16 protein-coding genes and 1 riboswitch are annotated in these 20,627 nt (G+C 67.3%); of the genes, 13 read left to right on the top strand and 3 right to left on the bottom strand.

Features of this window, described 5'->3' with window-relative positions; all coding sequences use genetic code 11:
* The first annotated feature begins 31 nt into the window (after positions 1-31).
* The 4 genes from D7T59_RS07050 to D7T59_RS07065 all read left to right on the top strand — a co-directional run bounded on the left by D7T59_RS07050 (position 32) and on the right by D7T59_RS07065 (position 7,490).
* Positions 32-2,179, top strand: coding sequence for a S46 family peptidase (locus tag D7T59_RS07050; protein ID WP_180851694.1), 2,148 nt, complete (start codon positions 32-34; stop codon positions 2,177-2,179).
* Positions 2,180-2,314: 135 nt separating this feature from the next.
* A complete protein-coding gene (locus D7T59_RS07055; protein WP_180851692.1) occupies positions 2,315-5,773 on the top strand; it encodes a NahK/ErcS family hybrid sensor histidine kinase/response regulator in 3,459 nt (1,152 codons plus the stop codon).
* Between the two features lie 361 nt (positions 5,774-6,134).
* Positions 6,135-6,298: riboswitch (yybP-ykoY riboswitch) on the top strand.
* A 14-nt stretch (positions 6,299-6,312) separates the two neighbouring features.
* Positions 6,313-6,888 (top strand): manganese efflux pump MntP, encoded by a 576-nt coding sequence (locus tag D7T59_RS07060; RefSeq protein ID WP_164137866.1) that lies wholly within the window; start codon positions 6,313-6,315, stop codon positions 6,886-6,888.
* A gap of 146 nt (positions 6,889-7,034) precedes the next feature.
* Entirely contained in the window at positions 7,035-7,490 is a 456-nt protein-coding gene (locus D7T59_RS07065; protein ID WP_180851690.1) for an REP-associated tyrosine transposase, read from the top strand.
* Between the two features lie 103 nt (positions 7,491-7,593).
* On the opposite strand, the gene D7T59_RS07070 is transcribed toward D7T59_RS07065, so the two are convergent.
* Together D7T59_RS07070 and acs are read right to left on the bottom strand one after the other, a co-directional pair.
* Entirely contained in the window at positions 7,594-8,259 is a 666-nt protein-coding gene (locus tag D7T59_RS07070; RefSeq protein ID WP_006477308.1) for a response regulator transcription factor, read from the bottom strand.
* Positions 8,260-8,340: 81 nt separating this feature from the next.
* Positions 8,341-10,284 carry an acetate--CoA ligase gene (gene acs, locus D7T59_RS07075; RefSeq protein ID WP_180851688.1) on the bottom strand — a complete coding sequence of 648 codons (1,944 nt, stop codon included), beginning with the start codon at positions 10,282-10,284 and terminating at the stop codon, positions 8,341-8,343.
* A 245-nt stretch (positions 10,285-10,529) separates the two neighbouring features.
* Here acs and D7T59_RS07080 point away from each other — a divergent pair, with 245 nt between their 5' ends.
* From D7T59_RS07080 to xth, 4 genes are all read left to right on the top strand, one after another.
* Positions 10,530-11,957, top strand: a complete 1,428-nt coding sequence (locus D7T59_RS07080) for a DcaP family trimeric outer membrane transporter (RefSeq protein WP_180851686.1) — start codon at positions 10,530-10,532, stop codon at positions 11,955-11,957.
* A gap of 78 nt (positions 11,958-12,035) precedes the next feature.
* A complete protein-coding gene (locus tag D7T59_RS07085; protein ID WP_180851684.1) occupies positions 12,036-13,697 on the top strand; it encodes an MFS transporter in 1,662 nt (553 codons plus the stop codon).
* A gap of 185 nt (positions 13,698-13,882) precedes the next feature.
* Positions 13,883-15,292: a coniferyl aldehyde dehydrogenase gene (locus D7T59_RS07090; protein ID WP_180851682.1), complete on the top strand. Its 1,410-nt coding sequence runs from the start codon at positions 13,883-13,885 to the stop codon at positions 15,290-15,292.
* Positions 15,293-15,455: 163 nt separating this feature from the next.
* Positions 15,456-16,223: an exodeoxyribonuclease III gene (gene xth / locus D7T59_RS07095; protein WP_180851680.1), complete on the top strand. Its 768-nt coding sequence runs from the start codon at positions 15,456-15,458 to the stop codon at positions 16,221-16,223.
* 72 nt (positions 16,224-16,295) lie between these two features.
* Here xth and D7T59_RS07100 read toward each other — a convergent pair whose 3' ends face one another.
* The gene (locus D7T59_RS07100; RefSeq protein ID WP_005411656.1) at positions 16,296-16,547 is read right to left on the bottom strand and encodes a GlsB/YeaQ/YmgE family stress response membrane protein; all 252 of its coding nucleotides are present in this window, start codon (positions 16,545-16,547) and stop codon (positions 16,296-16,298) included.
* Between the two features lie 84 nt (positions 16,548-16,631).
* Here D7T59_RS07100 and D7T59_RS07105 point away from each other — a divergent pair, with 84 nt between their 5' ends.
* The 5 genes from D7T59_RS07105 to D7T59_RS07125 all read left to right on the top strand — a co-directional run bounded on the left by D7T59_RS07105 (position 16,632) and on the right by D7T59_RS07125 (position 20,604).
* The gene (locus D7T59_RS07105; protein ID WP_164139456.1) at positions 16,632-17,231 is read left to right on the top strand and encodes a 4'-phosphopantetheinyl transferase family protein; all 600 of its coding nucleotides are present in this window, start codon (positions 16,632-16,634) and stop codon (positions 17,229-17,231) included.
* A 39-nt stretch (positions 17,232-17,270) separates the two neighbouring features.
* Entirely contained in the window at positions 17,271-17,909 is a 639-nt protein-coding gene (rsmG, locus tag D7T59_RS07110) for a 16S rRNA (guanine(527)-N(7))-methyltransferase RsmG (RefSeq protein ID WP_180851678.1), read from the top strand.
* 113 nt (positions 17,910-18,022) lie between these two features.
* Positions 18,023-18,820, top strand: coding sequence for a ParA family protein (locus D7T59_RS07115; protein ID WP_005411653.1), 798 nt, complete (start codon positions 18,023-18,025; stop codon positions 18,818-18,820).
* Entirely contained in the window at positions 18,820-19,743 is a 924-nt protein-coding gene (locus tag D7T59_RS07120) for a ParB/RepB/Spo0J family partition protein (protein ID WP_008267278.1), read from the top strand. Before D7T59_RS07115 ends, D7T59_RS07120 begins: the two co-directional genes overlap by 1 nt.
* Positions 19,744-19,869: 126 nt before the next feature.
* The gene (locus D7T59_RS07125) at positions 19,870-20,604 is read left to right on the top strand and encodes a suppressor of fused domain protein (RefSeq protein WP_180851676.1); all 735 of its coding nucleotides are present in this window, start codon (positions 19,870-19,872) and stop codon (positions 20,602-20,604) included.
* Positions 20,605-20,627 lie beyond the last annotated feature (23 nt).

Consider the following 20,627-nt stretch of genomic DNA (forward strand, 5'->3'; position numbering starts at 1 on the left):
CCCGGGCTGTTCTGTCGTACCGGATTGCCTCATGTCACCACGCAAAGCCCTTCCCACCGCCCTGGCCCTGGGCCTGACCCTCGCCGCCGGTGCCCACGCCGACGAAGGCATGTGGATGCCGACCCAGCTGCCGGAACTGGCCAAGCCGCTGCAGGCGGCCGGTTTCAAGGGCAATCCGGCCGACCTGGCCAACGTCACCGCGCCGCCGCTGAGCGCGGTGGTGCGTGCCGGTGGCGGCACCGGTTCGTTCGTGTCCGCCGACGGTTTGCTGCTGACCAACCATCACGTGGCGATGGGCGTGATCCAGTACAACAGCTCGCCCGAGCACGACCTCATCAACGGTGGCTTCATCGCCAGGGACCGCGCCGACGAGCGACCGGCCAACCCGGACTTCCGCGTGCTGGTCACCGTCGGCTTCGACAAGGTGACCGACCAGGTGCTGGCACAGGCCCGTGGCAAGACCGGCCGCGCCTATTTCGATGCGGTGGATGCGGCCAGCAAGCAGATCGTGGCCGAGTGCGAGAAGGATGGCAGCGTGCGCTGCTCGGTGGCCAACATGTACTACGGCACCGACTTCTACCGCATCGCCCAGCTGGAACTGAGCGACGTGCGCCTGGTGTATGCACCGCCGCGCGCGATCGGCAACTACGGCGACGAGATCGACAACTTCATGTGGCCGCGCCACACCGGCGACTTCACCCTGCTGCGCGCCTACGTCGGCAAGGACGGCAAGCCGGCCGCCTACAGCAAGGACAACGTGCCCTACCAGGCGCCGGCACACCTGCAGATGTCGGTGGAAGGCCCGAAGGAAGGCGACTACGCGATGCTGGCCGGTTACCCGGGCATCACCTACCGCCACCGCACTGCGGCCGAATTCGCCGGCCAGATCGATGCCGTGCTGCCGCGCCGCGTGTCGGTGTTCCAGCAGATGATTGACACCATCGAGGCCGCCAGCGCCAAGGATGCGCAGGCGCGTACCCGCTACGCCTCGCAGCTGCAGTCGCTGAAGAACAACCGCAAGCGCGCTGCCGGTGAACTGGAAGGCCTGCTGCGCAGCGATGCCAAGGCCCAGCGTGCCGCCGACGAGACGGCGATGCTGGCTGCCACCGACCGCAAGTACCAGGGCGATATCAAGGCGCTGCTGGCCAACCTGTCGCAGGGCGCGGCGGTGGGCGAGCGAGACCTGCTGCTGGACCAGATGGCCGCGCAGAGCCAGCTGCTGCGCTCTGCGCTGCTGCTGGAGCGCCTGCGCATTGAATCGGCCAAGCCGGACGCGCAGCGCGAGAGCGGCTACCAGCAGCGCGACCAGGCGATGATTGAAGGCGTGATCAAGCAGGTCCAGCGCCGCTACGTACCGGAGGTCGAGAAGGCCCTGCTGACCACCCTGCTGACCCGCTACCAGCAGCTGCCGGACGCGCAGCGCGTGGCCGAGTTCGACGCGGCCTTCGGCCGTACCCCGGAGCAGCTGGCCAAGGCGCTGGACACCCTTTACGCCGGCACCCAGCTGGGTGACGAGGCGCAGCGCCTGTCGCGCTTTGCCGCCGCCCGCGAAGGCAAGGCCCTGGCCGCCGATCCGCTGATCGCCGTGGCCGGCCCGCTGGTGGCCGCGCAGCTGCGCATCGAGAACGAGAGCAAGACCCGCGAAGGCGAGCAGTTGCGCCTGCGCCCGGCGTACATGCAGGCGCTGTTCGCCTGGCGTGCCAAGCAGGGCCGTGCGGTGTACCCGGATGCCAACCGCACCCTGCGGATCAGCTACGGCAAGGTGGAGGCGCTGCACCCGCGCGACGGCGTGACCTATTCACCGGTGACCACCGTGGCCGGCATCGTCGAGAAGAACACCAACGCCTATCCGTTCGATGCGCCCAAGCCGCTGCTGGCGGCCATCGCCAAGGGTGATTTCGGCAGCACCGCCGACCCGGCGCTGAAGACCCAGACGGTCAACTTCCTGACCAACCTGGATACCACCGGCGGCAACTCCGGCTCGCCGGTGCTCAATGCCAAGGGCGAACTGATCGGCCTGAACTTCGACAGCAACTGGGAGTCTGTCAGCGCCAGCTGGTGGTTCGACCCGCGCTACAAGCGCGCCGTGCACGTGGACATGCGCTACCTGCGCTGGCTGCTGGCCAAGGTCTACCCGGCGCCCGAGCTGCTGAAGGAAATGGGCGTGCCGGCCCAGTAAGAAGCCGGCCACGACCAATGGTCGTGGCCCGCACCGCGTAGGCCCCCACCCTGGTGGGGGTGGTTGCCCCCAACGAGCCCGCACCCCCGGCCACGCCTGGCCTACACTGCGGGTTCTTCCGACGGAAACGCACGCGTGGTCTCCAGCTGGATCCTGCTGCTGGTCTCGGTTGCCTATGCCGCGCTGCTGTTCGGCGTAGCGTGGTGGGGCGACCGTCGGCCGATGTACCCCGACCGGCCGTGGCTGCGGCCGGTGGTCTACAGCCTGGCGCTGGCCGTGTACTGCTCGTCGTGGACCTTCTACGGCGCGGTGGGTACCGCCGTGCGCAACGGCATCGGCTACCTGCCGATCTACATCGGTCCGCTGCTGCTGCTGCTGTTCGGCTGGCGCATCATCGAGCGCCTGGCGCTGATCGCGCGCAGCCAGAACGTGGTGTCCATCGCCGACTTCATCTCTTCGCGCTTCGGCCGCTCGCGGCGGCTGGCGGCGCTGGTGGCGATCATCGCGCTGATCGGCATCATTCCGTACCTCGCCCTGCAGTACAAAGCGGTGGCGATGAGCCTGCAGGTGCTGACCGGCAACACCGGCCCCACCGGCTTCTTCACCGACCCGGCGCTGTACGTGGCGCTGCTGATGGCGTTGTTCGCCACCCTGTTCGGCACCCGCCAGGTCGATGCCACCGAGCACCACCACGGCATGATGCTGGCGATCGCCTTCGAATCGGTGATCAAGCTGCTGGCAATGGTGGCGGTGGGCGTGTTCGCCTACCTGTGGCTGAGCAACCGCACCGATGCGGTGGTCGAGTCGGTGCATACGCTGTTCACCGGCCTGCCGCCGGTGGGCTTCATCTCGCAGACCCTGCTCAGTTTCCTCGCCATCATCTGCCTGCCGCGCCAGTTCCACGTGGCCGTGGTCGAGTGCGGCGATGTGCGCGACGTGCGCCGCGCGCGCTGGATGTTCGGCGGCTACCTGGTGGTGATCTCGGGCATGGTGCTGCCGATTGCCACCGCAGGCGTGACCCTGTTCGGCACCGGCGGCAGCGTCGCCGACGATTCGATGGTACTGGCGCTGCCGCTGGCGGAGGGCCGCAACGCGCTGGCGCTGATCGCCTATGTCGGCGGCTTCTCGGCGGCGACCGGCATGGTCATCGTCTCGTCCATCGCGCTGGCCACCATGGTCAGCAACGACCTGGTGATGCCGGTGCTGCTGCGCCGCAGTGGCGACCACCAGGAAGCGGCCGATGTCGCCTCGCGCGTGCTGTGGATCCGCCGCCTGGCGATCCTGCTGCTGGCGCTGATGGCCTACAGCTACTACCGCACCAGCAGCAACGACAGCACGCTGGCCTCCTACGGCCTGATGGCGTTCGCGGCGGTGGCGCAGTTCGCGCCGGGCCTGATCGGCGGCCTGTATTGGCGGGGTGCCAGCCGCCGCGGTGTCGAGATGGGCATGCTGCTCGGCTTCGCGACGTGGCTGTACACCCTGCTGCTGCCGGCGATGACCATGGCCGGCTGGGTCGATGCCGCCTGGGTGCAGCACGGACCGTTCGGCATCGAGTGGCTGCGTCCGCAGCAGCTGTTCGGCATGACCGGCTGGGATCCACTGACCCACGGCACTTTCTGGTCGCTGCTGGTCAACGCGGCGACGATGATGCTGGTGTCCGCGCGCTGGCGGCCCGGCGTGGACGAGCGGCTGCGTGCCGCGCCGTTCCTCGACCCCTATGCCGAGCGCCCGTCGGTGGCCGGTGGCTGGCCCGGCCATGTGCACGTGGGCGACCTGCTGGCGCTGGCCTCGCGCGTGGTCGGTGAACGCCACGCACGGCGTTCGTTCTTCGAACAGGCGCAGTCGCTGGGCCGCGAGCTGCAATCCTCGGCGCCCGCCGACCGGCCGTGGGTACAGTTCACCGAGCGCCTGCTGGCTGCGTCGATTGGTGCGGCGTCGGCACGCCTGCTGTTGACCAGCCTGCTGCGCGGTTCGGGCATGGACCTGGGCGAAGTGGTGGCCGTGCTGGACGAAGCCGGGCAGGAGCTGCGCTTCAACCGCGAGATCCTGTCGACCACGCTGGAGAACATCAGTGCTGGCGTCAGCGTGGTCGATCCGGACATGCGCCTGACCGCCTGGAACCGCCGCTACCAGGACATGTTCGGTTACCCCGACGGCATGCTCTACGTGGGCCGCCCGGTGGCCGACCTGATCCGCTACAACGCCGAGCGCGGCGAGCTGGGCGAAGGCGATATCGAGGTGCAGATCAACCGCCGCATCGGCTACATGCGCGCCGGTTCGCCGCATGTGTTCGAACGCACCCGCAGCGATGGCAAGGTGATCGAGATGCGTGGCCAGGCACTGCCCGGTGGCGGCTACGTGACCAGCTACAACGACATTACCGACTACAAGCACGCGGAAAAGGCGTTGCTGGAAGCCAACGAGACGCTGGAGCAGCGCGTGGCCGAGCGCTCGCACGAGGCCGAGGTCGCGCAGCAGTCGAAGACCCGCTTCCTGGCGGCGATCAGCCATGACGTGCTGCAGCCATTGAACGCTGCACGATTGTTCGCATCGGCGTTGCGTGACAGCGACCACGTGAGTGATGAGCAGAAGCACCTGGCCGAACGCGTGGATGCTTCATTGCGTGCCGCTGAGGAGCTTCTCGATGGCCTGCTGGACGTGTCGCGCCTGGATGCCGGTGGCCTGCACCCGGTGATCGGCGAGTTCGACGTGAGCGCGCTGATGCGCGAGCTCGCCGCGCAGTACACCCCGGTGGCTGCCGGCCGTGGCCTGCGCCTGGACCTGTTCGCGCGCCCGGCGTGGGTGCGCAGTGACCGCCGCCTGCTGCGCCGCGTGCTGCAGAACTTCCTCGCCAACGCGCTGCGCTACACACGGCAGGGGCGCATCGTGCTGGCGGTGCGTCATCGCGGCGATGAAGTGGAACTGCAGGTGTGGGATACCGGCCCCGGTATTCCCGAACACCACATGCGGCAGATTTTCGATGAGTTCCACCGCTACCAGCAGCCGTTCGACTGGGGCGAGCAGGGATTGGGCCTGGGCCTGTCGATCTGCCAGCGTATCTCGCGACTGCTGGACCATCGCCTCAATGCCCGCAGCCGCGTCGGCAGCGGGTCGATGTTCTCGATCATCCTGCCGCGCGTGGCACCGCTGCCGGGCTACACCGAGCTGGCCACGCCGGTACAGGCCGTGGCCGTACCGGTACGCAGCGATTCGCTGGCCGGCCTGCGCGTGCTGTGCGTGGACAACGACGAGGAGATCCTCGACGGCATGCGCGCGCTGCTGGGCCGCTGGCAGGTGCAGGTGATCACCGCTGCCACCGTCGACCAGGCGCTGGAGAAGATCGCCGAGCGCCCGCAGGTGATGCTGGTGGATTACCACCTGCATGACCGCATGGATGGCCTGGACGCGCTGGTGGCGCTGCGCGAGGCGGCCGGCTACCCGCTGCCGGGCGCACTGTTGACCGCCGATGGCCGCGACGAGCTGAAGCGGATGGCGCGCGAACGCGGCTACCGCGTGCTGACCAAGCCGATCAAGCCGGCCTCGCTGCGCGCCTTCCTGGGCGCGCTGCGCGACGCCGGCAACAACGATGCCTGACGGGCAACTGTAGAGCCGAGCCCACGCTCGGCTCCCGCGCGATGCGTGATATTCGGTGGTCCGGCCGAACAGCAGCCGAGCCTCGGCTCTACAGATTCCCGGTTGCACGAATCCTCCGTAGAGCCGAGCCCACGCTCGGCTCCCGCGCGATGCGTGGTGTTCCGTGGTCCGGCCGAACAGCAGCCGAACATCGGCTCGGCTCTGCAGATTCCCGCTTGCGCGAACCCTCCGTAGAGCTGAGCCGACGCTCGGCTACCGCGCGATGCTAGGTGCTGATATAGCCATCGCTATACAAACCAGCCCTGCCTGCGCGTTTGCCTGGAAGTGCGCCACGCGCGGATCGCGATGCTAAGCTGCGCGTCCCCTTGGGGAGTAGCCGGATTCCTTCGCAGGAATCGTCCACGTCAACATACTCGGCCAGTGCGCCGTGGCGTGGACAACCATGATGGTTGGCGAGACCAGCGGCCCGCGCGCGCAACGTCAGGTTGGGCGCGAGCGCAGGCCGTGTGTCCGTCCTAGCCCGACCTCAGCCGCCGCCCATGTCCCCCATTTCGATCCTCCTGATCGGCTTTGCCATGTCCACCGATGCCTTCGCCGCAGCGATCGGCAAGGGTGCCGCGATGCGCAAGCCGGTGTTCCGCGATGCGCTGCGCGCCGGCATCATCTTCGGCGTCATCGAGGCGATCACGCCCATCATCGGCTGGTTGCTCGGCCGTGCCGCCCTGCAGTACGTGGAAGCCTTCGACCACTGGATCGCCTTCGGCCTGCTCGGCGCGCTGGGCATCCACATGATCTACAACGGCCTGCGTCCGGACAGTGCCGAGGAAGAAGAGGATCCTTCGCAGCACCACGGCTTCTGGAAGTTGGCGCTGACCGGCTTCGCCACCAGCATCGATGCGATGGCGGTGGGTATCGGCCTGGCTTTCATGGACGTGCATATCGGTGTGATGGCCGCGGTCATCGGCCTGTGCACGCTGACCATGGTCACTGCTGGCATCATGCTCGGCCGTGTGCTGGGCAGCATGGTGGGCAAGCGTGCCGAGATCATCGGCGGCGTGATCCTGGTGATCATCGGCGCGACGATCCTGTACGAACACCTGCACGGCGCGGGGTAACGCCTGTTCCTGTAGAGCCGAGCCCATGCTCGGCTGGTGTGTGAAGCAGCCGAACGTGGGCTCGGCTCTACATCAGGGTGTTGGCCGACAAGCATTGCGGTGTTGCACTGATGGAGAGGGTGTCATGCGTGCCATAGCCTTTTCGTATGGCCAGTCCTGCACTCCGTTATGGTCGTTGGTCGCATACCGGCAATGTCTATGCGCTTACCACGGTGACGCATGCGCGTCGTCTCTGGTTCAGTGACAAGGCCAATGTCGATCTGCTGATCGAAGCCCTGCACACAGTAGAGCGGACGGGGCGGACCTTCTCCTTCGCTTGGGTGATCATGCCGGATCATCTGCACTGGCTGTTCGAACTACGTACCGGGACGCTTGCCGGTTGCATGCAGATCTTGAAATCACGGAGCGGGCGTTCCATCGGCAGGCGCGTTGATGCCAATGCACCGATATGGCAGCCGGGGTACTACGATCATGCGCTGCGCAGCGGTGAGTGCCTGCGCACGCAGGCGATGTACATCGCGGCCAATCCCGTGCGTGCTGGGCTCGCCACCTGTCTCGGTGAGTATCCCCATGTCTGGAGCAGATGGCCCATTGAAGGGTGATCTGAGACCCGGGCGAAAAGCAGCCGAGCATGGGCTCGGCTCTACAAAGGCATCATGAAGGCTGTAGAGCCGAGCCGATGCTCGGCTCCGCAGTCCGTCACGATCAGTCTTCTTCCGGCGGCAGCACGATGGCGTCGTCGTCGATCGCCAGCTTGCCGGCCATCAGCACGGCCTGGGTGCGGTTGGTCACGCCCAGCTTGCGCAGGATGGCGGTGACGTGGGCCTTGATCGTCGCTTCGGAGACGTTGAGGTCGTACGCGATCTGCTTGTTCAAGCGGCCTGCGCCCAGCATCTGCAGCACGCGGAACTGCTGCGGGGTCAGCTCGCGCAGGCGCTGGCCGACTTCGCGTTCCTCGCTGCCGGTGGGCGGTACGTTATGCGCTTCCGGCGGTGCCCAGGTCTCGCCATCGAGGATGGTGCCCAGTGCATGGCCGATGGTGTCCGAGTCGGCCGACTTCGGAATGAAGCCCAGCGCGCCGTGGTCGAGCGCGCGGCGCATCACCGTGGCTTCTTCGCGCGCGGATACCACCACCACTGGCAGGTGCGGATGTAGCGAGCGCATGTGCACCAGCGCGTTGAAACCCTGCGCACCGGGCATGTTGAGGTCCATCAGGACCAGGTCGGCGTCGTTGTGCTGGTCGGCCAGTGCATACAACGCTTCCACGCTGTCGGCCTCGAACAGCTGCACGCCGGGGATGACCCGCTGCACCGCCCCACGCAGGGCTTCGCGGAACAGCGGGTGGTCATCGGCAATCAGGAGGGTGGTCATGGTCGGGGGGAACCGTGGGGGGAAACTCCATGGGGTCAGAGCCCTTTCCTGGCGGAAAGGGATCTGACCCCGGGTGATGCATCAGCGCACCTTGCGCTCGTCCACCAGCGACGCCACCACCGACGGATCGGCCAGGGTCGAGGTGTCGCCGAGCTGGTCCGGCGCGTTCTCGGCGATCTTGCGCAGGATGCGGCGCATGATCTTGCCCGAGCGGGTCTTCGGCAGGCCCGGCGCCCACTGCAGGTGGTCCGGGGTGGCGATCGGGCCGATCTCCTTGCGTACCCAGGCGACCAGTTCCTTCTGCAGTTCGTCGCTCGGCGCTTCTTCGGCCACCAGGGTGACGTAGGCGTAGATGCCCTGGCCCTTCACGTCGTGCGGGAAGCCGACCACGGCCGCTTCGGCCACCTTCGGGTGCGAGACCAGCGCGCTTTCCACTTCGGCGGTGCCGATGCGGTGGCCGGACACGTTGATCACATCATCGACGCGACCGGTGATCCAGTAGTAGCCATCTTCGTCGCGGCGGCAACCGTCACCGGTGAAGTAGCTGCCCGGGTAGGTACGGAAATAGGTATCGATGAAGCGCTGGTGGTCGCCGTACACCGTGCGCATCTGGCCCGGCCAGGAATCGCGGATGATCAGGTTGCCCTCGGTCGGGCCGTCCTGGATCTCACCATCGGCATTGACCAGCGCCGGCTGCACGCCGAAGAAGGGCAGGGTGGCCGAACCCGGCTTGAGGTCCATCGCGCCGGCCAGCGGCGAAATCAGGATGCCGCCGGTCTCGGTCTGCCACCAGGTATCGACGATCGGGCAGCGGCTGTCGCCGACCACCTCGTAGTACCAGCGCCAGGCTTCCGGGTTGATCGGTTCACCGACACTGCCGAGCAGGCGCAGCGAGGCGCGCGAGGTCTTCTTCACCGGCTCCTCGCCCTCGCGCATCAGTGCACGGATGGCGGTCGGGGCGGTGTAGAAGATGCTCACCTTGTGCTTGTCGATCACGTTCCAGAAGCGCGAGGTATCCGGGTAGTTCGGCACGCCTTCGAACATCAGCGAGGTCGCGCCGTTGGCCAGCGGCCCGTACACGATGTAGCTGTGGCCGGTGACCCAGCCGACGTCGGCGGTGCACCAGTAGATATCGTCCTCGCGCAGGTCGAACACCGCTTCATGGGTGTAGGCCGCATACAGCAGGTAACCGCCGGTGGTGTGCAGCACGCCCTTGGGCTTGCCGGTGGAACCGGAGGTGTAGAGGATGAACAGCGGATCCTCGGCGTTCATCGGTTCCGGTTCGCAGCTGGCCGGCTGGCTGTCCACCACATCGTGGAACCAGCGGTCGCGCGGCGCCTGCATGTCCACGGCGCCGCCGGTATGGCGGACCACCAGAACGGTTTCAACCGTATTCGTGCCCGGCAGCTTCAGCGCGGCATCGACGTTGGCCTTCAACGGAATCTTCCTGCCACCGCGCAGGCCTTCGTCGGCGGTGATGATCAGCTTGCTCTGGCAGTCGCTGACGCGGTCGGCGATCGAGTTCGGCGCGAAGCCACCGAACACCACCGAGTGGATCGCACCGATGCGCGCGCAGGCCAGCATGGCCACCGCGGCGTCGACGATCATCGGCAGGTAGATGGTGACCCGGTCGCCCTTCTTGACCCCGAGGTTGCGCAGCGCATTGCCGAGCCGGCAGGTGCGCTCGTACAGCTCGCGATAGGTCACGTGCTGGGCCGGTGCATCCGGGCTGTCCGGCTCGAACAGCAGCGCGGTCTTGTCGCCGCGCGTGTCCAGCTGGCGGTCCAGGCAGTTCACGCTGGCATTGAGCTCGCCATCCTCGAACCACTTGATGTGGAAGTCGGACAGGTCGTAGCTGACGTTCCTGATCTTCGTCGGCTTGCGCATCCATTGCAGGCGTTCGGCGGCCTTGCCCCAGAAACCATCCGGGTCGGTCAGCGAAGCCTGGTACTGCTGTTCGTAGGACGTCCTGTCGATGCGTGCCTTGGCGGCGAACTGCGGATCGACGGGGTAGATATCAGCCATGGCACCCTCACTTGCACGTTGACTTTGTGTGTGCGGTCGCAGCATCGCAGCGACCGATCCCCCTCAGTTTGCCCCATCCACCCCCGGTCGCGTCACCACTCTGGTTAGACCATGGTCGAAAGTGAGCGCCCAGCAGGGCCGGGTTCGACCAATGGCGAATAGCCGCTATACATAATCGCCCCGCAGTCTCGGCTCGACCGTGCCCCACGCGCGGCATCACCTTGCCACTTGGGAGAGAGGGCAACATGAGCCACCGTACGTTGAAAGCCGTGCGCACACCTTTGGCGGCCTGCCTGCTGGTCGCCCTGGTCGCACCGGGCATGGCGTTCGCAGAGACCGCCAAAGAGAAGGCGCTGGAAGCACGCGTTGCCGAACTGGAACGCCAGGTCCAGCTGCTGCTGTCTTCGCAGCAACAACAACAGACCCAGATCAGCCAGACCCAGCAGGCGGTGACCGAAGTCCGCACCGTGCAGGCCGAGCAGAAGCCGGTCGCCTCGGTGCCGGCCGGCAAGCAGCCGATCCAGGTCACCACCATCACCCCGGGCGCCGCGCCGGGCACTACGGTCAAGATCGGCGGCTTCATCAAGGCCGACTTCCTGGCCACCCAGACCAGTGACGGCCAGCTGGCCGACGACGCCACCGGCCGCTCGCTGTACCTGCCGGGCCAGACCCCGGTGGAAGGCGCCGGCGGCAGTGGCAAGCGTTCGGGCACCGACTTCAACGCCCACGCCAAGTTCTCGCGCTTCAACCTGGGCATCGACAACGTGAGCGAATCCGGCAACAAGGCCGGTGCGTTCTTCGAGATGGACTTCTTCGGCAATTCGCTGGGCAACCAGACCGCCACCAACACCTACGGTGTGACCCTGCGCCACGCCTACATGTACTGGAACAACTGGCTGGCCGGCCAGACCTGGTCCAACTTCATGGACGCGGCCGCACTGCCGGAAGCGGTCGACTTCGTCGGCCCCACCGACGGCGTGATCTTCGTGCGCCAGGCCCAGGTGCGCTACACCCAGGGCGGCTTCAGCGTCGCGCTGGAAAACCCGGAAACCACCACTCTCACCGGTACCCGCAACCCGGTCACCGGCGCCTGGACCAATACCAGCGCCAACTCCGACCGAGGCAGCCTGCCTGATCTGACCATGCGCTACGGCTGGAAGGGCGACTGGGGCACCTTCGGTGTCGGCGGCATCGTCCGCCAGCTGAAGGTCGACAACCAGGCCACCGGCGCCAAGGCCGACAAGGTGGCCGGCGGCCTGACCCTGGGCGGCAAGTGGGTGATGGGTGACAGCGATTCGCTGCACTACCAGCTGACCGGCGGCGAAGGCATCGCCCGCTACATCGGCCTGGGCATCACCGCCGACAGCGCCTACGACGTGGCCCGCGACGAGCTCAACCCGACCGGCGTGCTTGCCGGCTACGTGGGCTGGCGGCATGCGTTCTCGCCGAAGCTGCGCACCAACCTGATCTACGCGCGCAGCGACTACGACAACGACAGCATCCTCGGCCCACTGGTGACCAAGAGCGTGCAGAGCATCCGCGGCAACATCTTCTATTCGCCGCTGCCCAAGGTCGATATCGGCGCGGAGTTGATGTACGGCCGTCGCGAAGTGGAGAACGGCAACAAGGGTGACATCACCCGGTTGCAGTTCACCACCAAGTACAGCTTCTAAGAGCGTGCCGGCCAGCGGCCGGCACCTACCGAGATTGAGTGCCGACCAAGGTCGGCATCTACAGAGGGAAAACGTCCCATGTCCAGTACACCCAGCACCGCACACAAAGCGGGCACCCTGACCCAGGGCCACAAGAAAGTCATCTTCGCGTCGAGCCTCGGTACGGTCTTCGAGTGGTATGACTTCTTCCTGTACGGCTCGCTCGCGGCCATCATCGCCAAGCAGTTCTTCAGTGGCGTCAACGAAACCACGGGCATGATCTTCGCCCTGCTGGCGTTTGCCGCCGGCTTCTTCGTGCGTCCGTTCGGTGCGGCCTTCTTCGGCAGCCTCGGCGACCGCATCGGCCGCAAGTACACCTTCCTGGTCACCATCCTGATCATGGGCATCTCGACCTTCCTGGTCGGCGTGCTGCCCAACTACGCATCGATCGGTTTCGCCGCACCGGTGATCCTGATCATCCTGCGCCTGGCCCAGGGCCTGGCGATGGGCGGCGAGTACGGCGGTGCCGCCACCTACGTGGCCGAGCACGCGCCGGACGACAAGCGTGGCCTGTACACCAGTTTCATCCAGTGCACCGCCACGCTCGGCCTGTTCATGTCGCTGCTGATCATCCTGGCCTGCCGCTACTTCCTGGGCAATGAAGCCTTTGAAGCCTGGGGCTGGCGCATCCCGTTCCTGGTCTCGATCCTGCTGCTGGGCATCTCGGTGTGGATCCGCCTGCAGCTGAGCGAATCGCCGCTGTTCCAGCAGATGAAGTCCGAGGGCAAGGGTTCCAAGACGCCGTTCCGTGACAGCCTGAAGGGCGGCAACCTGAAGCTGATGCTGCTGGTCCTGCTCGGCGCTGCGGCCGGCCAGGCCGTGGTCTGGTACGGCGGCCAGTTCTACGCGCTGTTCTTCCTCAGCAGCATGCTGAAGGTCGATGCCACCACCTCCTACCTGCTGATCGCCGCCGCGCTGGCGCTGGGCGTGCCGTTCTTCATCTTCTTCGGCTGGCTGTCCGACCGTATCGGCCGCAAGAAGATCATCCTGGCCGGCTGCCTGCTGGCGGCTGTTACCTACATCCCGATCTTCAAGGGCCTGACCCACTTCGCCAACCCGGCCATCGAAGAAGCCCGCAGCAGCTCCCCGGCCCTGGTCGTGGCCGATCCGGCCACCTGCTCGTTCCAGTTCGATCCGGTGGGCCTGCGCAAGTTCACCAGCTCCTGCGACGTGGCCACCGCCGCGCTGACCAAGGCCGGCGTGCCGTATGACGTGCAGCCCGCAGCCGCCGGTTCGCTGGCGATGGTGAACGTGGGCAGTGCCAGCGTCACTTCGTATGAGGCCGCTGGCCTGACCAAGGAAGAAGGCAAGGCCAAGGCCGACGCGTTCGGTGCGGAACTGAAGACCGCGCTGACCACCGCCGGCTACCCGGCCAAGGCCGATGGCGCACGCATCAACATCGCCGGCACGGTGTTCATGCTGTGGCTGCTGGTGCTGTACGTGACCATGGTCTACGGCCCGATCGCCGCCTACCTGGTCGAACTGTTCCCGACCCGCATCCGCTACACCTCGATGTCGCTGCCGTACCACATCGGCAACGGCTGGTTCGGTGGCTTCCTGCCGGCGATCTCGTTCGCGCTGGTGGCCGGTACCGGCAACCTGTACTACGGCCTGTGGTACCCGATCATCATCGCGCTGATGTCGGTGGTGATCGGCGGCTTGTTCCTGCGCGAGACCAAGGACGTGGATATCACCAAGTAACCGGCGTGCCGACCAATGGTCGGCACCCACCGGGTTTCAGGGGCCGCGGTGCAGACCGCGGCCTTTCTGTTTGGTAGTGCCGGCCGCTGGCCGGCAAATACACGATGTCTGCCGGAGATCCATGGGGCTGCCGGCCAGCGGCCGGCACTACCATTGCGTTGCACAGCACCCCGTATAGTCGGCCCATGACCATCACCACGCCGGCCGACCTTCCCGCCATCCTGCACACCCTGCGCAGCGCCTGGCAGTCGCAGCGCCCTACGCTGGAGCAGCGCGAAGCTGACCTGCGCCGCCTGCGCGAGGCGCTGAAGCCGCGCCTGGATGAGATGGCCCAGGCCATCGCCGAGGACTTCGGCCACCGCGCCCACGTTGAATCGAAGCTGGCCGATGGCATGAGCGTGCTGTCGGCCATCGATCACCTGCGCCGCCACCTGCGCAGCTGGTCGAAGCCGCAGCGGGTGGGCGCTGGCTGGCGACTCTGGCCGGCGCGCGCGCAGCTGCGGCCGACGCCGCTGGGCGTGGTCGGGGTGATCTCGCCCTGGAACTACCCGGTCACGCTGGCACTGGTACCGCTGGCAACGGCCATTGCCGCGGGCAACCATGTGCTGCTCAAACCCTCCGAACACACCCCGCGCACCAGCGCGTTCCTGGCCGATCTGCTGGCCAGCGTGTTCCCGCCCGATCGGGTGGCGGTGGTGCAGGGTGGGGCGGACGTGGCCGCGGCGGTGTCGTCGCTGCCGCTGGACCATCTGCTGTTCACCGGCTCCACCGCGGTGGGCCGCAAGGTGATGGCGGCCGCCGCCGAGCATCTGGTGCCGGTCACGCTGGAACTGGGTGGCAAATCCCCGGCGATCGTCTGCCGCGATTTTCCGCTGGACACCGCCGCTGCGCGGCTGGCGACCGGCAAGTGGTTCAACGCCGGCCAGACCTGCATCGCGCCGGATTACGTGCTGATCGACACCGCGCGCCAGCGCGAATTCGTGCAGGCGTTGCAGCAGCAGGTACGCGAGCGCTATGGCGACTTCAGCAGCGCCGACGACTACACGCGCATCATCAATGAGGGCCAGTACGGTCGCCTGCAGGGCTACCTGGCGCAAGCGCGCGAACGCGGCGTGCCGGTCATCCCGCTGGCGCAGGTGGATGAGGCGCGCGCCGACCGCGAGCGCCTGCTGGTGCCGACCGTGGTGCTGGACCCGCCGGACGACCTGGACCTGATGCGCGAGGAGATCTTCGGGCCGATTCTGCCCGTGCGCGCCTACCCGGACCTGGACGGCGCGCTGGCCGATGTGCTGTCGCGCGACCGGCCGCTGGCGCTGTATCCCTTCAGCCATGACCGGGCCACGGTGGAGCGCATCCTCGGCCAGGTGGTGGCGGGTGGGGTGACGGTGAATGACACGCTGCTGCACTTCGCGGCCGATGGCCTGCCGTTCGGCGGGGTGGGGGCCAGCGGCATGGGCGCGTACCACGGCCGGGCCGGGTTCGATGCGATGAGCAAGCGGCTGCCGGTGCTGTGGCAGTCGCGCTGGGCGGCCAGTGACCGCCTGCGGCCGCCGTACTCGAAGATTGCGGGGTTGTTGAAGCTGTTGCTGCGGTAGTGCCGGCCGCCGGCCGGCAACTGCAGGGTCTTGCCGACGGTTCATGGGGTTGCCGGCCAGCGGCCGSCACTACCGGTAGGTGCCAAGCTTGGTTGGCACGCGTGAACCCCATGCGCCAACCAAGGTTGGCGTCTACCAAACCCGGGCCGGGTAGAATGGCCTCATGAAGATCGCCTCGTGGAACGTCAATTCGCTCAATGTCCGCCTGCCGCACCTGGAGCAGTGGCTCAAGGAGTTCGGCCCGGACATCGTCGGTATCCAGGAAACCAAGCTGGAGGACCACAAGTTCCCCGATTCGGCGCTGATCGCCGCGGGCTACCGCAGCGTGTTCGCCGGCCAGAAGACCTACAACGGCGTGGCGCTGCTGTCGCGTGAACCGGCGCAGGACGTGCAGATCGGCATTCCCGGCTTCGAGGACGAGCAGAAGCGCGTCATCGCCGGTACCTTCGGCGACCTGCGGGTGATCAACCTGTACGTGGTCAACGGCCAGGACATCGGCACCGACAAGTACGACTACAAGCTGCGCTGGCTGGAAGCGGTGCATGCGTGGATCGCCGAAGAACTGCAGCGGCACCCGAAGCTGATCGTGATGGGTGACTTCAACATCGCCCCGGACGCGCGCGATGTGCATGACCCGGAGGTGTGGAACGAGAACCACATCCTGACCTCCACCGCCGAGCGCGGCGCGCTCAACAAGCTGCTGCAGCTGGGCCTGCACGATGGCTTCCGCCTGCACAATGACGAGGCGGGCACCTTCAGCTGGTGGGATTACCGTGCCGCCGGCTTCCGCCGCAACCTGGGCCTGCGCATCGACCTGACCCTGGTCTCCGACGCGCTGAAGGGCAGTGCCGTGGCCTCGGGCATCGACCGCGAGCCGCGCACCTGGGAACGCCCGAGCGACCATGCGCCGGCGTGGGTTCAGTTGGGTTGAACGAACGGGGCCCGACGATTGCCGGGCCCGTTCTGGAAGGTCTGCCGGCCAGCGGCCGGCACTACCCTCAGATCACCGTATGCTCTTGCGGGTGAACAGGTTGACGATCGCCAGCAGGATCACCGCACCGATCAGCGAGAACAGGAAGGTGCGGATGGTGATCGCTTCGTTGATGCCGCCGCCGAACAGCCAGCCGGAAATCAGCGCGCCGACGATGCCGACCACGATGTTGAGAATGATGCCCTGCTGGGCATCGCGCTTCATGATGATGCTGGCCAGCCAGCCCACGATGCCGCCGACGATCAGCCAGATGATGATGCCCATGATCGAACCTCCGGTGGAAAACTGTGACCAGTTGACGCGCAGGGCCGTGAACCCGTCGTGCAATTACGTGATGGGCGCGTGCGGATGAGCCTGCCAGCCACCCTTGAGGGCCCGTGGCGCTTCGGCCCGGTGACGGTCTGGCGGCGCCCGCATGTGCCCGGCCATCGCGGCGAACCGCAGGCACGGCAGGTGCTGGCGCAGGCGCTGGGCGCCGACCCGGAGACGCTGCCGCTGGTCCGCGACGACAAGGGCCGGCCGGAACTGAGCGGCGCGCTGGCCCACTACGGCACCGGCTGGAGCCACAGCGGCGAGGTGCTGCTGGTGGCGCTGGGCGAAGGCGTGCGGCTGGGCGTGGACCTGGAGCTGCTGCGGCCGCGGGCCCGCCTGCTGGAGATCGTGCAGCGCTTCTTCCACCCCGAGGAAGTGGCCTGGCTGGAAAGCCTGGACGAGGCCGGGCGCGAGCACTGGTTCTTCCGCGTGTGGTGCGCCAAGGAGGCGCTGCTCAAGGCGCACGGCCAGGGGATTTCCTTCGGCCTGCACCGCCTGCAGCTGGCGCCCGGGGCCGATGGCGCCCTGCACCTGCGCTGGTGCGACCCGGAACTGGGCGAGGCCGCGCGCTGGCACCTGCACGAATGGCAGGCCACCGGCCAGTTCCGCGCCGCATTGGCCTGGTATCCACACTGAAGCGGGGAATCAGCGCGCAAAACCGGCGATAATGCCGGCATGAGCGAACACCCACTTCCCGCCAGCGTGTCTGCCACGCTGGAACAGGGCCTGGCCAGCATGGGCCTGGACGCCGCGCTGGCGCCGCCGCTGCTGCGCTACCTGGCCCTGCTGCACCGCTGGAACGGCACCTACAACCTCACCGCCATCCGCGATCCGCAGGAGATGGTCACCCGCCACCTGCTCGACTCGCTGGCGATGCAGCCGTTCGTGGCCGATGGCAGCCTGGCCGACCTCGGCACCGGCCCCGGGTTGCCCGGCATCCCGCTGGCGATCGCCTGCCCGGGCCTGCAGGTCACCCTGGTCGAGAGCAACGGCAAGAAGGCGCGCTTCATGCGCGAGGCCGTGCGCCAGCTCGGCCTGGGCAACGCCCGCGTGGCCGAATCGCGCGCCGAGGCGCTGGACGAGGCCGGTCGCTACGACCAGCTCACCGCGCGCGCGATGGACACCCTGGCCGGCATCGTCCGTGTGGGTGGCCATCTGCTGCGCCCCGGTGGCGTACTGCTGGCCATGAAGGGCGTCCATCCCCATGAGGAGATCGCGGAGCTGCCGGCTGGCTGGCAGGTGCGCGAAGTGACCCCGCTGAGCGTGCCCGGCCTGGCCGGCGAACGCCACCTGGTCACTGTTACAGGCCCCTGATTGCCATCGCCAGCCCCTTGTGGAACAAGAGGTTGGCGATTCACGATTTCCGCCCGGGGCCGGTTGTACGCATAATGACCGGTCCCAACCATCCGTCGACGAGGCACACCTGCATGGCCCGCATCATCGCCATCGCCAACCAGAAGGGTGGCGTCGGCAAGACCACGACCGCCGTCAACCTGGCCGCTTCCCTGGCCAACGCCCCCAAGCGCGTGCTGCTGGTCGACCTGGACTCGCAGGGCAACGCGACGATGGGCAGCGGCGTGGACAAGCGCGAGCTGGCCGCCTCCACCTGTGATCTGCTGCTGGGCGAGAACAGCGCCGCCGACGTGCGCGTGCAGACCGCCGAAGGCTACGACCTGCTGCCGGGCAACATCGACCTGACCGCCGCCGAAATCCAGCTGATGGGCCAGAGCGAGCGCGAGCAGCGCCTGAAGCGCGCGCTGGCGCCGATCCGCGACGAGTACGACTACATCCTGATCGACTGCCCGCCGGCGCTGTCGCTGCTGACGCTCAACGCGCTGGCCGCCGCCGATTCGGTGATCGTGCCGATGCAGTGCGAGTACTACGCGCTGGAAGGCCTGAGCGCGCTGGTGGAAACCATCGAAGCGCTGCGCACCAGCCTGAACCCGGCGCTGGAGATCGAAGGCGTGCTGCGCACCATGTTCGACGTGCGCAACAATCTGGCCAACGCGGTCTCGGCCGAACTGACCGAGCACTTCGGCGACCGCGTGTTCCGCACCATCGTGCCGCGCAACGTGCGCCTGGCCGAAGCGCCCAGCCATGGCCAGAGCATCGTCGGCTACGACCGCGCCTCGCGCGGTGGCGTGGCCTACCTGGGCCTGGCCGGCGAGATCATCCGCCGCAACAACGAACGCAACAAGGCCGCCAAGGCCGTGGAGACCGTCTGATGACCAGCAGCAAGCCGGCAGCCAAGAAGCGAGGCCTCGGCCGTGGCCTGGACGCGCTGCTGGGCCCGAAGGGGGCGGTCAGCCAGGTGCAGGCCACCACCGCGGTGATCGAGCCGCTGCCGGGTGAAGTGCTGCGCAAGCTGGCCGTGGGCCAGCTGCAGCCGGGCAAGTACCAGCCGCGCCGCGAGATGGACGAGGGCAAGCTGTCCGAGCTGGCCGACTCGATCAAGTCGCAGGGCGTGATCCAGCCGATCCTGGTGCGCCAGCTGCCGGCGGGCAACTACGAAATCGTCGCCGGTGAGCGCCGCTGGCGCGCCTCGCAGCTGGCCGGCCTCGACGAAGTGCCGGTGGTGGTGCGCGAGCTGGAAGACCGCACCGTCATCGCGATGGCGCTGATCGAGAACATCCAGCGCGAAGACCTCAACCCGCTGGAAGAAGCCGAGGCGCTGCAGCGCCTGATCAGCGAATTCACCCTGACCCATGCCGAGGCCGCCGAGGCCGTCGGCCGCTCGCGCGCGGCGGTATCCAACCTGCTGCGCCTGCTGGAGCTGCCGGTGGCGATCCGCCTGCTGCTGGAAACCCGCCGCCTGGAAATGGGCCACGCCCGCGCGCTGCTTACCCTGGCCCCCGAGCTGGCCGGCAAGCTGGCGCAGGAAGCGGCCGACGAAGGCTGGTCGGTGCGCGAAGTCGAGCGCCGTGCGCAGGCCTTCGCCGCCGGCAAGGTGCCCAGCAACCGCCCGGTGGCCACGCCGAAGGTGCAGCAGGCCGACATCGCCTCGCTGGAAACCGAGCTGTCCGAAGCACTGGGGGCCAAGGTGGCGATCAACCATGGCCGCGGCGGCAAGGGCAAGCTGATCATCCACTACACCGACCTGGATACCCTGGACGGCGTGCTGGAAAAGCTGCGTACGCGCCAGGGCTGAGCCTGGCGCAGCGACAGGGAATGCGGCCTGTTCCTGCCGCGTCCTGCAGATGACAGGGAACGCACCGCCGCGCACACCGGGGGATGCACTGCTCTCCGGCCCGTGGCTTCATCCAGGGAGCAGGACATGAGCAACGAATACGACGACGTCAGCCCGGACGGCACGCAGATACTGAGGCACCGGCGCGAAAAGGACTTCGTGCTCGCCATCGGCGAAGAACAGCATATCGAGGCGATCAGCGACCACATCGCGCGCCATCTCGGGCCGATCGCCACGGTCCTGCACGAACTCATCTCCGACCTGGTGCACATCGACGTGCACGTGGTGCCGGCCAATGACCGTTGCCCCTACCTGCGCCTGGTCACCTCCGGCATGAGCGACCTGCCGATGACCGTGCCCGCCGAGGCGGACGCGGACGTGCTGCGCTACATGGAGCTGATGGTGACCCTGCCGGCCGACTGGCCGATGTCCCAGGACGCCTTCGAGGACGAGCGCAACTACTGGCCGGTGCGCCTGCTGAAGGGCATGGCGCGGCTGCCGCACGAGTACGACACCTGGCTGGGCTTCGGCCACACCATTCCCAACGGCCATCCCAGCGAGCCCTATGCGCCGGGCGTGGGTTTCGACGGCGCCATCGTGCTGCCGCCGGTCACCACGCCGGATGACTTCGCCACGCTGGAACTGGACGACGGCAAGCGCATCAGCTTCATGAGCCTGGTCCCGCTGTACCCCGAAGAGATGGACCTGAAGCTGAAGAAGGGCGCCGACGTCCTGCTCGACCGCTTCGATGCGAAACAGATCAACGATGTGATCGAACCGGGCCGGGTGAACGTCGCGAAGAAGCGTTTCGGTTTGTTCTGAGACCGGTAACATCAGGGGCCTGA

This window comes from Stenotrophomonas maltophilia (genome assembly GCF_013464915.1).
In the GTDB taxonomy this organism is placed as follows: domain Bacteria; phylum Pseudomonadota; class Gammaproteobacteria; order Xanthomonadales; family Xanthomonadaceae; genus Stenotrophomonas; species Stenotrophomonas maltophilia_AT.